Here is a 14,541-nt window from a genome sequence, read left to right as displayed (position 1 = left end):
CATATCAGCGCTTCAGGCACGGGCCCAGACCGGCCCCTGCGCAACTGGCGCGGCCCAGCCAGGGCAGGCGCGCAAGGGCCACAGGGGGTGGTCTTCATGCCATGCCCTGGTGGCGCAGCAGCGCGTCGATGCGGGGCTCGCGGCCGCGAAAGGCCTTGAACGATTCCATGGCCGGGCGGCTGCCGCCTGCTTCCAGGATGGCCTGACGGTAGCGGCGCCCGGTCTCGGCGCTGGGCTGACCGCCCTCGCCAGCGGTTTCTTCAAACGCCGCGTAGGCATCGGCGGACAGCACTTCGGCCCATTTGTAGCTGTAGTAGCCCGCGGCGTAGCCGCCGGCGAAAATGTGGCTGAAGGTGTGGGCTGTGCGGCTGAAGGCCGGCGGCTGGAGCACGGCGACCTCGCTGCGCACGGCGGCCAGCAGCGGCTGCAACTGCTCGGCCGGCTGCGCGTCGGCGTGCAGCAGCATGTCGAACAGCGCGAATTCGACCTGGCGCAATGTCTGCATGCCGGCCTGGAAGTTGCGCGCCGCCAGCATCTTGTCGTAGAGCGGGCGAGGCAGCGGCTCGCCGCTGTCCACATGGGCGGTCATGTGGCGCAGCACGCTCCACTCCCAGCAGAAGTTCTCCATGAACTGGCTGGGCAGCTCCACGGCGTCCCACTCGACCCCGGCGATGCCCGACACGTCGCGCTCGGTCACCTGCGTCAGCAGGTGGTGCAGGCCGTGGCCGAACTCATGGAAGAGGGTGATCACGTCGTCGTGCGTGAGCAGCGCCGGCTTGCCGTCCACGCCGCTGGCGAAGTTGCACACCAGGTAGGCGATGGGGGTTTGCAGCTGCTCGGTGTCAGGGCGCAGCCAGCGGGTCAGCGCGTCGTCCATCCAGGCGCCGCCGCGCTTGCCGGTGCGCGCAGGGGTGTCCAGGTAGAACTGGCCGATGAGTTCGCCGCCGCGCTCCAGGCGGTAGAACTCCACGGCCGGGCTCCACACAGGCGCCTCGTCGCGGCGGATCTCCACCTCGAACAGCGTCTCGACGATCTTGAACAGGCCGGCCAGCACCTTGGGCGCGGTGAAGTACTCCTTGACCTCCTGCTCGCTGAAGGCGTAGCGCGCCTCTTTCAGGCGCTCGGAGATGAAGGGCCAGTCCCACGACTGCGGATCGTGCAGGCCCAGGTGCTCGGCGGCAAAGGCGCGCAGGTCGGCCACATCCTGCTCGGCATATGGCCGGGCGCGCCGGGCCAGGTCGCGCAAAAAGGCGACGACCTGCGTGGGCGAGTCGGCCATCTTGGGCACCAGCGAAACGTCGGCAAAGCTGGCGTAGCCCAGCAGCTTGGCCTCCTCCTGGCGCAGGGTCAGGATCTCGCCCATGACCTGGCTGTTGTCGAAGCGCACGGCCTCGCCCTCGGCCTGGTCGGAGGCGCGCGTCGCGTAGGCGCGGTACAGCCGCTCGCGGAGCGCGCGGTTCCGGGCGAACTGCATCACCGGCAGATAGCAGGGCATCTTCAGGGTGAGCTTGTAGCCCTCGCGCCCGTCGGCTTCGGCGGCTTGGCGCGCGGCCTGGATCACGTCCTCGGGCACGCCGTCCAGCTCATCCAGGGCGGCGTAGTAGGCGTAGGCGTCGGTGGCGTCCAGCGCGTTCTCGCTGAATTTCTGCGCCAGCTCGGCCAGGCGTTCCTGGATGGCGGCGAAGCGCTCCTTGTCTGCGCCCTGCAGCTCGGCGCCGGAGAGCACGAAGTTGCGCATGGCGTTGGCGTGGGCACGCTGCTGCTCGGGGTTGAGCGTGGCCACGTCGATGGCCTTGTACTTGGCGTACAGCCGCTCGTCGGCGCCCAGGCGGGTCCAGAACTCGGTCACGCGCGGCAGGGCCTCGTTGTAGGCGGCGCGCAGCTCGGGCGTGTCGGCCACGCTGGACAGGTGGCTCACGGCCCCCCAGGACCGGCCCAGCTCCTCGGTGGCCACATCCAGCACGCGCGAGATGGCGCACCACTGGGGCGGAAAGTCGGGCGCGGTGACGGCGGCCAGCGCGCCTTCCGCGCGGCGCAGCAGCTCATCCACGGCAGGCGCGACGTCGGCCGGCGTAATGCGGTCAAAGGGAATGTGGCCGGAGAAGTCGAGGAGGGGATTGCTCATGGCTTTGAAGAGTGGCGGCGCGGCGGCGAAGTTTCAAGCCTGCGGGGCGGCGGCCAGACGTTCGGCGGCCTCCAGCGTGTTGACCAGCAGCATGGTGATGGTCATGGGGCCGACACCGCCGGGCACGGGAGTGATCCAGCCGGCGACCTCGCGCACGCCGTTGAAATCCACGTCGCCGCACAGCTTGCCTTCGTCGGTGCGGTTCATGCCCACGTCGATGACCACAGCGCCGGGCTTGACCATGTCGGCCGTCAGCACGCCCCGCTTGCCCACGGCCGCGACCACCACGTCGGCCTGGCGCGTCATGGCGGCCAGGTCTGCCGTGCCGCTGTGGCAGACGGTGACGGTGGCGTTGGCCGCCAGCAGCATCAGCGCCATGGGCTTGCCCACGATGTTGGAGCGGCCGATGACCACGGCGTGCTTGCCCCGCAGGTCCTTCATGCCGATGGATTCGAGCATCTTCATGCAGCCGTAGGGCGTGCAGGCCTTGAAGCCGGCCTCGCCCACCAGCAGCGCGCCGGCGCTGGCGACGTGAAAGCCGTCCACGTCCTTGGCGGGCGAGATAGCTTCGATCACTTTGTGATCGTCGATGTGCGCGGGCAGGGGCAGCTGCACCAGGATGCCGTGGATGGCCGGGTCGTTGTTCAGCGCCTCGATGCGCGCCAGCAGTTCGCCTTCGGTCAGGCTGGCGTCGTATTTCTCCAGCACCGAATGAAAGCCCACGTCCTCGCAGGCCAGCACCTTGTTGCGCACATAGACCTGGCTGGCCGGGTTGTCGCCCACCAGCACCACGGCCAGGCCGGGGGTGATGCCGCGGCTTGCGAGGGCGGCGGTGCGGCTGCGGACTTCGCCGCGCAGCTGGCGCGACAGGGCATTGCCGTCGATGAGTTGGGCAGTCATGGCGTTGCTCGAAAAGGTTTTACCAATGAAAAAGCTGCCTGGCGCTTATGCAGCTTGCGCAGGCAGCTATCGAAATGAGAGCATCAGTGCTTGGCCGCCGTGGGCCCCAGGGCGATCTTGAGCAGGTCGGCCACGGTGTTGGCACCCAGCTTTTCCATGATGTTGGCGCGGTGCGCCTCTACGGTCTTGATGCTGATGCCCAGATCGTCGGCGATCTGCTTGTTCAGGCGGCCGGCGACGATGCGCTCGAGCACCTGCGCCTCGCGGCTGGTCAGCTTGGACAGCAGCGCGTCGCGGCTGGCGGCCTGCTGGTGGCCGGCGAAGGACTCGCGGGCATGGTCCAGCATGCGCTCGACCAGGCCCAGCAGTTCTTCCTCGTTGAAGGGCTTCTGGATGAAGTCCAGCGCGCCCTTCTTCATGGTGTTGACAGCCATGGGCACGTCGCCATGGCCGGTGATGAAGACGATGGGCAGGGGTGACTTGCGCTCGACCAGGCGGTCCTGCAGCTCCAGGCCCGTCATGCCGCCCATGCGGATGTCCACGATCAGGCAGGCAATCTCGCGCGGGTCGTAGCGCGACAGGAACGACTCGGCAGAGTCGAAGCAGCGCACGCGGTAGTCCTTGCCCTCCAGCAGCCACTGCAAGGAATCACGGACGGCCTCGTCGTCATCGACGACATAGACCGTGCCTTTTTTGGGAGTCAGGCTCATGCAGAAAATCCTCGGAGCGGCGTTGGCGTCGCTATTGAATTGATAGTGCCAGAGGGCCTATGCCAGCGGCAACCAGAAGGAAAACCGGCAGCCCGTGACCTCCGGACCATTGTAGATGTTCTCCGCGTGCATCCGGCCCTGGTGCGACTCCACGATGCTGCGGCACAGGTTCAGGCCGATGCCCATGCCCTCGCTCTTGGTGGAATAGAACGCCTCGAACAAATGCGCCAGCACCTCGGGCGCCAGGCCGCGGCCGGTGTCCTGCACGGTGAATTCGACGACTTCCTGCTCGTCCACCTGGCGGGGCACCACGCGCAGCTCCACGCTGCGCTGGGCCGGCGGGCGGTCGGCGTTGGCAATCGCTTCAGCGCCGTTTTTCATCAGGTTGATCAGCACCTGCTCGATCAGGATGGTGTCGGCCATCAACGGGGGCAGCCGCGCCGCCACGTAGTGCGACAGGCGCACGTTGTGCCGGCGCAGCTCGATGCCGGCCAGCTCCACCGCCTCGCCCACGATCTCCTGCACATCGGCCAGCTGGCGGTTGGGCTCGCTTTTCTTCACGAAGTCGCGGATGCGCTGGATGATCTGCCCGGCGCGCTGGGCCTGGTGGGCGGTCTTTTGCAGGGCGGTCAGCAGGGCGTCTTCGGCAATCTGTTTCTTCTCGATGCGCGAGATCATGCCGCTGCAGTAGTTGCTGATGGCCGTCAGCGGCTGGTTCAGCTCGTGCGCCACGCTGGAGGCCATCTCGCCCATGGTGATCAGGCGGCTGACGGACTGCGCGCGCTCGGCCTGGCGCGCGGCCTGCTCCTCGGCCAGGCGGCGCGGCGTGATGTCGGTGGCGATCACCATCTGGGCCAGGCGCCCGTCCACCCAGTTCAGGTAGCGCGAGCGCACCTCCAGCCACTTGCCCAGGTCGGGCAGGTAGATCTCGGCGTTCTCCGAGCGGGCGCTGGTCAGCGTGTCGGTGGGCAGGCCCATCAGGCCGTCCTCGTCGTGCGAGGCCTCGTCCGTGCGGTGCATGGGCAGGCCGCCAGCCTGCGCCACCAGCTGCAGGTGGCCTGCGGTCTGCGAGCCGAACCACTGACGGTACAGGCGGTTGGCGAACAGCAGCTCCTGGCTGCCCAGCGGCGCCACGGAAACCGAGGCGTCCAGCGCCTCCAGCACGATGGTGAAGCGCTCGTGCGAGGCCGTGAGCTGCTCGCGCACCCGGTTGGGCTCGGTGATGTCGGTCATGGACGTCATCCAGCCCGTCTGCTGGCCGCGCGCATCCACCAGCGGCGAGACGTACAGCCGGGCGTCAAACAGGTTGCCGCCCTTGCGCTGCACCCGCACCTGAAAGCCTCCCGGGGCCACCTTGCCCGACAGCTCCTCGTCCAGCTTGGCGTGCAGGTTGTCGTGCTCCTCTTCGGGCCAGTAGCTGTAGGGCGGCATCTGGCCCACCAGCTCGGCCTCGCTCCAGCCCGTCATCTGGCAAAACGCTGCATTCACATAGGTGATGCGCCCCTGCAAGTCCAGCGCGCGCATGCCGGTCAGGATGGAGTTTTCCATCGCGCGGCGAAAGTTGGTCTCGGCGATCAGCGCCTGCTGCGCCTGCATGCGCCGGCGCGTGTGGCGCCAGGTGGCGATCAGCATCCAGGCGGTCATCACGCTGAGCGTGCCCACCAGCCAGAACAGGCCGCTGCCCACCATGCCCAGCGAGGTGCGCCAGGCCTGCGCGCGCAGCACCAGGCCGTTGCCCACGGGCGAGACGGGCACCTGGTAGGCATTGGCCTTGGTGGTCCAGGGCAGCAGGCCGCTGGCGCGCGGGGGCAGCGGGGTGCCGGCCAGCAGGTGGTTGCTGCCGTCCAGCAGCGTGACGGCGTAGCGCGCCAGCACCTCGGTGGGGGTGCCGTAGCGCAGCAGGCTGTCGATGGAGTATTCGGCCAGCACCACGCCGGCGAACTTGCCGGCGGGCGCCAGCGGCACCTGCAGTTGCAGCAGCGGGATGGTGTCGCCGCCGGTCAGGCTGGGCTGCGAATACACCGGCTGCAGCGTGTCGCGCGCCAAGCCGAAGAGGTCGGCGGTGTCGCCGGCGCGCACCACTTCGCCGTTCATGCGCAGCTGGCTGCTGGTGACCGTGGGCGCGGCGTGGGTGGCGCGGATGCGGCGGCGCTCGTCGATCCAGGTGATGGCCTGCAGCTCGGGGTACTGGCTGATGAGGCTCTCGGCGCGGGTGACGAATTCGCTGCGCTCGAGCTCCTGGTTGGACAGGTCGCGGGCCAGCCGCATGATCTGCTCCTGGCGCTCCAGCAGGCGCAGGCGCACGCGCTGCTGGGCGTATTCCACGTCGCGCCTGAGGGCTTCCTTTTCGCGTTCCACCTCTTCGGTGCGCAAATACCAGAACGACACGGCGATCGCCGTCAGGAACATCAGCACCGCCGCCAGCGGCGCCAGGGCGGCAAAGCGGTCCTGGCGTGTGGGCGAGAGGCTGCGCCACCACGACCGCCACCAGCGCGCGGGCTTTTTCACGGCAGAAACCTGGGGTGCGGGCGCGGCGGCAGGGGAGGGCATGGGCGTGGAGTTTAAAGGGCCGCTTTCAGCCGATTTCATGAGGAGAAATAATGTGCGATCGCAGCAATTTTTCATAATAAGAAATACGCACGCGCCATTTGAAATGACGAAAAATTGTGCGAAACTTCGGAGAACATCCCCTCATGCAGCCATCGAATCAAAGGAGACTGGGCATGTCCGACCCCACCAAAAACCTGGCCCCGGCTGACGTCGATCAGCAGGAAACCCGCGAATGGCTGGACGCGCTGTCCGCCGTCATCGGCAAGGAAGGGCCCGAGCGTGCCCACTTCCTGCTGGAGCAGCTGCTGGAGCACGCGCGGCAAAACAGCATCGACCTGCCGTTCTCGGCCCACACCGGCTACGTGAACACCATCGAGCCCGAGCAGGAGGCGCGCTGCCCCGGCAACATCCATATCGAAAAGCGTCTGCGTGCCTTCATGCGCTGGAACGCCATGGCCATGGTGGTGCGGGCCAACCGGCTGCACCCGCACGATGGCGGTGACTTAGGGGGGCACATCGGCTCGTTCGCCTCGCTGGCCTCGATGTGGGGCGCGGGCTTCAACCACTTCTGGCACGCCGAAAGCGAAAAGCACGGCGGCGACTGCATCTACTTCCAGGGGCACAGCGCGCCCGGCATCTACGCCCGCGCTTACCTGGAAGGGCGCATCACCGAAGACCAGCTGGAGAACTTCCGCCAGGAGGTCGATGGCAAGGGGCTGTCCAGCTACCCGCACCCCAAGCTGATGCCGGGCTTCTGGCAGTTCCCCACGGTGTCCATGGGCCTGGGGCCGATGATGGCCATCTACCAGGCGCGCTTTTTGAAGTACCTGCACGCCCGCGGCATCGCCGACACGGCCAACCGCAAGGTCTGGATCTTCCTGGGCGACGGCGAGATGGACGAGCCCGAGAGCAAGGGCGCCATCAGCCTGGCCGCGCGCGAGAACCTGGACAACCTGATCTTCGTCATCAACTGCAACCTGCAGCGCCTCGATGGCCCGGTGCGCGGCAACGGCAAGATCATTCAGGAGCTGGAGGGCGACTTCCGCGGCGCCGGCTGGCACGTCATCAAGCTCTTGTGGGGCAAGGGCTGGGACGAGCTCTTTCGCCGCGACACCAGCGGCAAACTCAAGCAGCTGATGATGGAGACGCTGGACGGCGACTACCAGACCTACCGCGCCATGGACGGCGCGTACCTGCGCAAGCACTTCTTCGGCCGCTACCCCGAGACGGCGAAACTCGTCGAGCACATGAACGACGACGAGATCTGGGAGCTGCGCCGCGGCGGGCACGATCCGGAGAAGGTGTACGCCGCCTTCCACGCCGCCAACGAGTTCAAGGGCCAGCCCACGGTGCTGCTCATCAAGACCGTCAAGGGCTACGGCATGGGCAAGGCCGGCGAGGCCAAGAACACCGTGCACCAGACCAAGAAGCTGGCCGACGAGGACATCAAGTACATCCGCGACCGCTTCAACATCCCGGTGCCCGACAGCGAGCTGGACAAGCTGCCCTACTACAAGCCGGCCGACGACACGCCGGAGATGAAGTACCTGCACGAGCGCCGCAAGGCCCTGGGCGGCTACCTGCCGCAACGCCGCGAGAAGGCCGACGAAAGCTTCACCGTGCCGTCGCTGGAGACCTTCAAGGCCGTCATCGAGCCCACGGCAGAGGGCCGCGAGATCAGCACCACGCAGGCCTACGTGCGCTTTCTCACGCAGCTCCTGCGCGACAAGGCGCTGGGCCCGCGCGTGGTGCCCATCCTGGTGGACGAGGCGCGCACCTTCGGCATGGAAGGGCTGTTCCGCCAGATCGGCATCTACAACCCCAAGGGCCAGCAGTACACGCCGGTGGACCGCGACCAGGTCATGTACTACAAGGAGGACAAGGCCGGCCAGATCCTGCAAGAGGGCATCAACGAGGCCGGCGGCATGTGCTCGTGGATCGCCGCGGCCACGTCGTACTCGACGAACAACCGGATCATGATCCCGTTCTACGTGTACTACTCCATGTTCGGCTTCCAGCGCTTTGGCGACTTCGCCTGGGCCGCTGGCGACATGCAGGCACGCGGCTTCATCCTGGGCGGCACCAGCGGGCGCACCACGCTCAACGGCGAGGGCCTGCAGCACGAGGACGGCCACAGCCACATCCTGTCCAGCACCATCCCCAACTGCGTGAGCTACGACCCGACGTTCGCGCACGAGGTGGCGGTGATCATGCAGCACGGCCTCAAGCGCATGGTCGAGCGCCAGGAGAACGTGTACTACTACATCACGCTGCTGAACGAGAACTACCCCATGCCGGGCCTGCAGCCGGGTACGGAGGAACAGATCATCCGCGGCATGTACCTGTGCAGCCAGGCGCCCGCACTCGACAAGGACGCGCCCAGCGTGCAGCTGCTGGGCAGCGGCTCCATCCTGCGCGAATCCATCGCGGCGCAGCAGCTGCTGGCCGACGACTGGGGCGTGGCCGCCAGCGTCTGGAGCTGCCCCAGCTTCACCGAGCTGGCGCGCGACGGCCAGGACGCCGCCCGCTGGAACCTGCTGCACCCGACCGAGGCGCCGCGCGTGCCCTTCGTCACCGAGCAGCTGTCGCGCACGCAGGGCCCGGTGGTGGCGTCCACCGACTACATGAAGACGTTTGCCGAGCAGATCCGCGCCTTCATTCCCGAAGAGCGCAGCTACCAGGTGCTGGGCACCGACGGCTTTGGCCGCTCGGACTTCCGCTACAAGCTGCGCGAGCACTTCGAGGTCAACCGGCACTACGTGGTGGTGGCGGCCCTGAAGGCCCTGGCAGACGACGGCATCGTGCCCGCCTCCAAGGCGGCCGAAGCCATCGCCAAGTACGGCATCAATGCCGACAAGATCAACCCGCTGCACGCCTGAAAACGGGGAGGCTGACATGGCATTGGTAGACATCAAGGTCCCGGACATCGGGGATTTCGACGAAGTGGGCGTGATCGAGCTGCTGGTCCAGCCCGGCGACACGGTCCAGGCCGAGCAGTCGCTGATCACGGTGGAGTCCGACAAGGCCTCCATGGAGATCCCTTCCAGCCACACCGGCGTGGTCAAGGAGCTGAAAGTCCAGCTGGGCGACAAGATCAAGCAGGGCTCGGTCATCGTGACGCTGGAGTCTGGCGACGCCGAGCAATCCGAGCCAAAACAGGCTCAAGCGCCCGCTGAGCAAGCGCCGGCAGCTCCTGAAAAAGGAGCAAGTGCCACGCCTGCACAGGCGCCTGCACCAGCCCCTGCGCCCCAGCCGGCCGCCGCGCCTGCGGCGTCCGAAACGCTGGAGGTGCGCGTGCCCGACATCGGCGACTTCAAGGACGTCGCCGTGATCGAGATGCTGGTCGCCGTGGGCGACACGGTGACGCTGGAGCAGTCGCTGTTCACCGTGGAATCCGACAAGGCGTCCATGGAGATCCCGTCCTCCGCCGAGGGCGTGATCAAGGAGCTGCGCGTGGCCATCGGCGACAAGCTCAACGTCGGCGACCTGGTCGCCATCGTGCAGGGCCAGACCACCCGCAGCGCCGCGCCGGCGGCCCAGGTGCAGTCGCCCGCCGTCTCGCCGCCCGCCGTGGCGCAGCCGCCCGCGCAGGCTGCAAGCCAGGCTGCCGGGGCGCCTGCCGCAGCGCAGACGCCAGCGCCGCAGGCCGCGCAGCCCGTGCCGGCCCACCAGCCCGGCACGCCCACGCCCGGCCTGCCGCACGCCAGCCCGTCGGTGCGCAAGTTCGCGCGCGAGCTGGGCGTGCCCCTGGCCGAGGTCAAGGGCACGGGCATCAAGGGCCGCATCACGCAGGAGGACGTGCAGTCCTTCACCCGCTCCGTCATGGCCGGCAGCCTGCAGACCCAGGCCCAGGCCAGCGGCGCGGCCAAGGGCAGCGCGGGCGCAGGCGGCGGGCTGGACCTGCTGCCCTGGCCCAAGGTGGACTTCGCCAAGTTCGGCCCCGTGGAGCGCAAGGAGTTGTCCCGCATCAAGAAGATCAGCGGCGCCAACCTGTCGCGCAACTGGGTCATGATCCCGCACGTCACCAACAACGACGAAGCGGACATCACGGCGCTGGAAGCCTTCCGCGTGCAGACCAACCAGGAAGGCGAAAAGGCCAAGAGCCCGGTCAAGGTGACCATGCTGGCCTTCGTCATCAAGGCCGTGGTGGCAGCCCTGAAAAAATTCCCCGAGTTCAACGCGTCGCTGGACGGCGACGCGCTGGTCTTCAAGCAGTACTACCACATCGGTTTTGCGGCCGATACGCCGAACGGCCTGATGGTGCCGGTGCTCAAGGACGCCGACCAAAAGGGCATCCTGCAGATCAGCCAGGAGATGGGCGAGCTGGCCAAGAAGGCCCGCGACGGCAAGCTGGGCATGGGCGACATGCAGGGCGGGTGCTTCTCGATCTCGTCGCTGGGCGGCATTGGCGGCACGCACTTCACGCCCATCATCAACGCGCCGGAGGTGGCCATCCTGGGCCTGTCCAGGAGCGCCATGAAGCCGGTGTGGAACGAGGACAAGGAGAAGTTCGTGCCGCGCCTGGTGCTACCGCTGTCGCTGTCGTACGACCACCGCGTGATCGACGGCGCCGCCGCCGCGCGCTTCAACGCCTATCTGGGCCAGGTGCTGGCGGACTACCGCCGCATCCTTCTCTAAACCTTGCGGGACAGACCAAAGCAGCGTTTTGCCCTGTCCCCAACTGATTGGAAAAAGATGGCACTCATCGATATCCAGGTACCCGACATCGGCGACTTCGACGAAGTGGCCGTGATCGAGGTGCTGGTCCAGACCGGCGACACCATCCGCGCCGAGCAAAGCCTGGTCACCGTGGAGTCCGACAAGGCCTCCATGGAGATCCCCTCCAGCCACGCCGGCAAGGTCAAGGAGCTGAAGGTCAAGCTGGGCGACAAAGTCAGGCAGGGCAGCGTGCTGCTGACGCTGGAGGCCGAGGAATCGGCCGCGGCGCCGGCGCCCGCGTCGGCGCCCGCCGCTGCGCCTTCAGAGCCAAAACAGGCTCCAGCGCCCGCTGCGCAAGCGCCAGCAGCTCCTGAAGCAGAAGCATCCCGCTTTTCCGGCAGCGCCGACCTGGAGTGCGACGTGCTGGTGTTGGGCGGCGGCCCCGGCGGCTACTCGGCCGCCTTCCGCGCCGCCGATCTGGGGCTCAAGGTGGTTCTGGTCGAGCGCTACGCCACGCTGGGCGGCGTGTGCCTGAACGTGGGCTGCATCCCGTCCAAGGCGCTGCTGCATGTGGCGGCCGTGATGGACGAGGTCAGCCACCTGAAGGCCGCGGGCATCGACTTCGGTGCGCCACAGGTGAACATCGACACACTGCGCGGGCACAAGGACAAGGTCGTCGGCAAGCTGACCGGCGGCCTGGCCCAGATGGCCAAGATGCGCAAGGTGACCACCGTGCGCGGCTACGGCAGCTTCGTGGGGGCCAACCACCTGGAGGTGGAGGAAACCAGCGGCGACGGCCAGGACAGGGCGGGCGGCAAGAAGACGATAGCTTTCCAGCGCGCCATCATCGCCGCCGGCTCGCAGGCCGTGCGCCTGCCCTTCATGCCCGACGACCCGCGCGTCGTGGACTCCACCGGCGCCCTGGCGCTCAAGGAGGTTCCCAAGCGCATGCTGATCCTGGGCGGCGGCATCATCGGCCTGGAGATGGGCACGGTGTATTCCACACTCGGCGCGCGGCTGGACGTGGTCGAGATGCTGGACGGCCTGATGCAGGGCGCCGACCGCGACCTGGTCAAGGTCTGGCAGAAGATGAATGCCCACCGCTTCGACAACGTCATGCTGAAGACCAAGACGGTAGGCGCCGAGGCCACGCCGGAAGGCATCAAGGTCAGCTTTGCGCCGGAGGAAGAGGGCGGCAGCGCCCCCGAGCCGCAGGTGTACGACCTGGTGCTGCAGGCCGTGGGCCGCACGCCCAATGGCAAGAAGATCGCCGCTGAAAAAGCGGGGGTTGCCGTCACGGACCGCGGCTTCATCGACGTGGACATCCAGATGCGCACCAACGTGCCGCACATCTTCGCCATCGGCGACATCGTCGGCCAGCCCATGCTGGCGCACAAGGCGGTGCATGAGGCGCACGTGGCGGCGGAAGTCATCGCCGGCGAACTGCAGGGCAACCAGGAACTGGCGGCGGCCGCCTTCAACGCCCGCGTGATCCCCAGCGTGGCTTATACCGACCCCGAGATCGCCTGGGTGGGCCTGACCGAGGAGCAGGCCAAGGCGCAGGGCATCAAAGTCAAGAAGGGCCTGTTCCCCTGGGCAGCGTCGGGCCGGGCGATTGCCAACGGCCGCGACGAGGGCTTCACCAAGCTGCTGTTCGACGACTCGCCCGAGGCGCACGGCCATGGCCGCATCCTGGGCGGCGGCATCGTCGGCATGCACGCCGGCGACATGATCGGCGAGATCGCCCTGGCCATCGAGATGGGTGCGGACAGCGTGGACATCGGCAAGACCATCCACCCGCACCCCACGCTGGGCGAGAGCATCGGCATGGCGGCCGAGGTGGCGCACGGCAGCTGCACGGACGTGCCGCCGCAGCGCAAGTAGGCGCTATTGAAGCGAAGCCGGCCGCGCAGGTCCCGCAAGGGCTGCGCGGCCTTTTTCATTGTTGAGAGGAATTGTCAAATTTGATAGCTGTCAGCGCTTGATCGGCCAGCGTTGGAGCTCGATTTGACCAAGCGTGAGGCGGTGGGCCTGGAATAAGACGGGCTGCGCGAAACGATGAGCGCGCGGCGGTGCGGCCCTCACCCCATCCTCGCCCGCTTGCTGCAAAGGGAGGGAGTGAGGGGCGCTCCTCACCCGCCGGCGTCACACCTTCTTCCTGACCAGCCCGTAGAGGAACAGCAGCACGATCGCGCCCACGATGGAGGCGATCCAGCCCGCGGTCGCCTCCGGCGTGTACCAGCCCATGGCAACGCCGATGTAGCGCGCCAGCAGCGCGCCGCCAATGCCCAGCAGGGTGGTCATGATCAGGCCGAGCTTGTCATTGCCCGGCTTCAAGGCGCGGGCCAGCAGCCCCACGATGAAGCCGACGATGATGGTTCCGAGAAGGGAGAACATGGGTTCCTTTCAAAAGATGAGAAGGGGCTGGCGCTGGCGGCACCGACCCGCGCGTTACTGTAAAAAGGTTTGTCCCCGGCGCATGTCGGCCACGGGCCTGTCTGGCCGGCAGGGCAGGCGCACAGGCTGTCCGGGGCGGCTGCTATTATTTCGCTAGCTGCCCGCGCTTGATGGTCAAGCGTCGAAGGCCGATTTCACTCGGATCGATTGCCGTATCCCATCGCCATGCAAGCCCTGCTCTACGCCATCGCCGCCATGCCTGCGCCCACCGATGCCTGCCGCATCTTCCACGGCCGGGGCGGGCTTCACCCGGGTTGCGAGCAGTGGACGCTCGATGCCTATCCGCCGGTCTTCCTGCTTACCAGCTTTGCCCCTGCGGCCGATGACGAGGTGGCCGCCATCGGCGCGGCGCTGCAGGCGCGCTGGCAGCAGATCGCGCCTGCCCAGCCTTTGAACTGGGTGTTTCAGCACCGCGGCGCGGCGCTGCGGATCGAAGGGCGCAGCGACACGCGCCTGATGGCCGGCAGCGTGCCCGACCCGCACGTGGTCGCCGAAGACGGCGCGCGCCTGCGCGTGCATGTGCTGCAGGGGCAGAACCACGGCTTGTTTCTGGACATGGCCGCAGGCCGGCGCTGGGTGCGCGCGCATGTGGCCGCGCACCGCGCCCGCACGGGGCGCGGCTCGCGGGTGCTGAACCTGTTTGCCTACACCTGTGCGTTTTCGGTCGCTGCGCTGCAGGCGGGGGCGGCGCAGGTGGTGAACGTGGACATGGGCCGCGGGGCGATGGCCACGGGGCAGCAAAACCATGGCCTGAACGGACTGGCGGGCGCCAGCTTTTTGGCCCACGACATCTTCAGCACGTGGGGCAAGATCACCCGCGGCGGGCCGTACGACCTGGTGATCGCCGACCCGCCCAGCTACCAAAAGGGCAGTTTCGTCGCCACCAAGGATTACGCCCGCATCCTGCGCCGCCTGCCGGACCTGCTGACCCCGGGCGGCCATGCGCTGCTGTGCCTGAACGCGCCGGAGCTGGGCGAGTCCTTCCTGCGCGAGCAGGTGAGCCTGGCGGCGCCGGGGCTGGCGTTCGTGGCCCGCGTGCCCAACCCGCCGGCGTTTGCCGATGTGGACGCAGACCGGGCGCTGAAGGTGCTGGCCTATCGCCAGCCGGCTTGAGAGCCGCACAATCCGCCTTACGACCTC

At 67.6% G+C, this 14,541-nt stretch carries 9 protein-coding genes; 4 read left to right on the top strand and 5 right to left on the bottom strand.

Going from position 1 to position 14,541, the window contains the following annotated elements; all coding sequences use genetic code 11:
- Window positions 1-94: 94 nt before the first annotated feature.
- The 4 genes from C7H73_RS10205 to C7H73_RS10190 all read right to left on the bottom strand — a co-directional run bounded on the left by C7H73_RS10205 (window position 95) and on the right by C7H73_RS10190 (window position 6,285).
- The gene (locus tag C7H73_RS10205; protein WP_106846547.1) at window positions 95-2,125 is read right to left on the bottom strand and encodes a M3 family metallopeptidase; all 2,031 of its coding nucleotides are present in this window, start codon (window positions 2,123-2,125) and stop codon (window positions 95-97) included.
- A gap of 33 nt (window positions 2,126-2,158) precedes the next feature.
- Window positions 2,159-3,025, bottom strand: coding sequence for a bifunctional methylenetetrahydrofolate dehydrogenase/methenyltetrahydrofolate cyclohydrolase FolD (folD, locus tag C7H73_RS10200; RefSeq protein WP_106846546.1), 867 nt, complete (start codon window positions 3,023-3,025; stop codon window positions 2,159-2,161).
- 83 nt (window positions 3,026-3,108) lie between these two features.
- On the bottom strand, window positions 3,109-3,735 hold the full coding sequence (locus C7H73_RS10195) for a response regulator transcription factor (protein WP_106846545.1): 627 nt from the start codon (window positions 3,733-3,735) through the stop codon (window positions 3,109-3,111).
- Between the two features lie 57 nt (window positions 3,736-3,792).
- On the bottom strand, window positions 3,793-6,285 hold the full coding sequence (locus C7H73_RS10190) for a PAS domain-containing sensor histidine kinase (protein WP_106846544.1): 2,493 nt from the start codon (window positions 6,283-6,285) through the stop codon (window positions 3,793-3,795).
- Window positions 6,286-6,458: 173 nt separating this feature from the next.
- Here C7H73_RS10190 and aceE point away from each other — a divergent pair, with 173 nt between their 5' ends.
- From aceE to lpdA, 3 genes are read left to right on the top strand one after another with little or no spacing between them, the layout of a single operon-like run.
- Complete coding sequence (gene aceE / locus C7H73_RS10185; RefSeq protein WP_106846543.1) at window positions 6,459-9,164, top strand: pyruvate dehydrogenase (acetyl-transferring), homodimeric type; 2,706 nt, start codon at window positions 6,459-6,461, stop codon at window positions 9,162-9,164.
- A gap of 16 nt (window positions 9,165-9,180) precedes the next feature.
- Window positions 9,181-10,923: a dihydrolipoyllysine-residue acetyltransferase gene (aceF, locus tag C7H73_RS10180; protein WP_106846542.1), complete on the top strand. Its 1,743-nt coding sequence runs from the start codon at window positions 9,181-9,183 to the stop codon at window positions 10,921-10,923.
- Between the two features lie 57 nt (window positions 10,924-10,980).
- Window positions 10,981-12,828 (top strand): dihydrolipoyl dehydrogenase, encoded by a 1,848-nt coding sequence (gene lpdA, locus C7H73_RS10175; RefSeq protein WP_106846541.1) that lies wholly within the window; start codon window positions 10,981-10,983, stop codon window positions 12,826-12,828.
- A gap of 261 nt (window positions 12,829-13,089) precedes the next feature.
- Here lpdA and C7H73_RS10170 read toward each other — a convergent pair whose 3' ends face one another.
- Window positions 13,090-13,341, bottom strand: coding sequence for a GlsB/YeaQ/YmgE family stress response membrane protein (locus C7H73_RS10170; RefSeq protein WP_106846540.1), 252 nt, complete (start codon window positions 13,339-13,341; stop codon window positions 13,090-13,092).
- A gap of 225 nt (window positions 13,342-13,566) precedes the next feature.
- On the opposite strand from C7H73_RS10170, the gene C7H73_RS10165 reads away from it, so the two are divergent.
- Window positions 13,567-14,514, top strand: a complete 948-nt coding sequence (locus tag C7H73_RS10165; protein WP_106846539.1) for a class I SAM-dependent methyltransferase — start codon at window positions 13,567-13,569, stop codon at window positions 14,512-14,514.
- Window positions 14,515-14,541 lie beyond the last annotated feature (27 nt).

The sequence above is a fragment of the Pulveribacter suum genome (assembly GCF_003013695.1).
GTDB classification, from domain to species: Bacteria; Pseudomonadota; Gammaproteobacteria; order Burkholderiales; family Burkholderiaceae_C; genus Melaminivora; species Melaminivora suum.
This window is presented reverse-complemented; position numbering and strand designations above follow the sequence as displayed.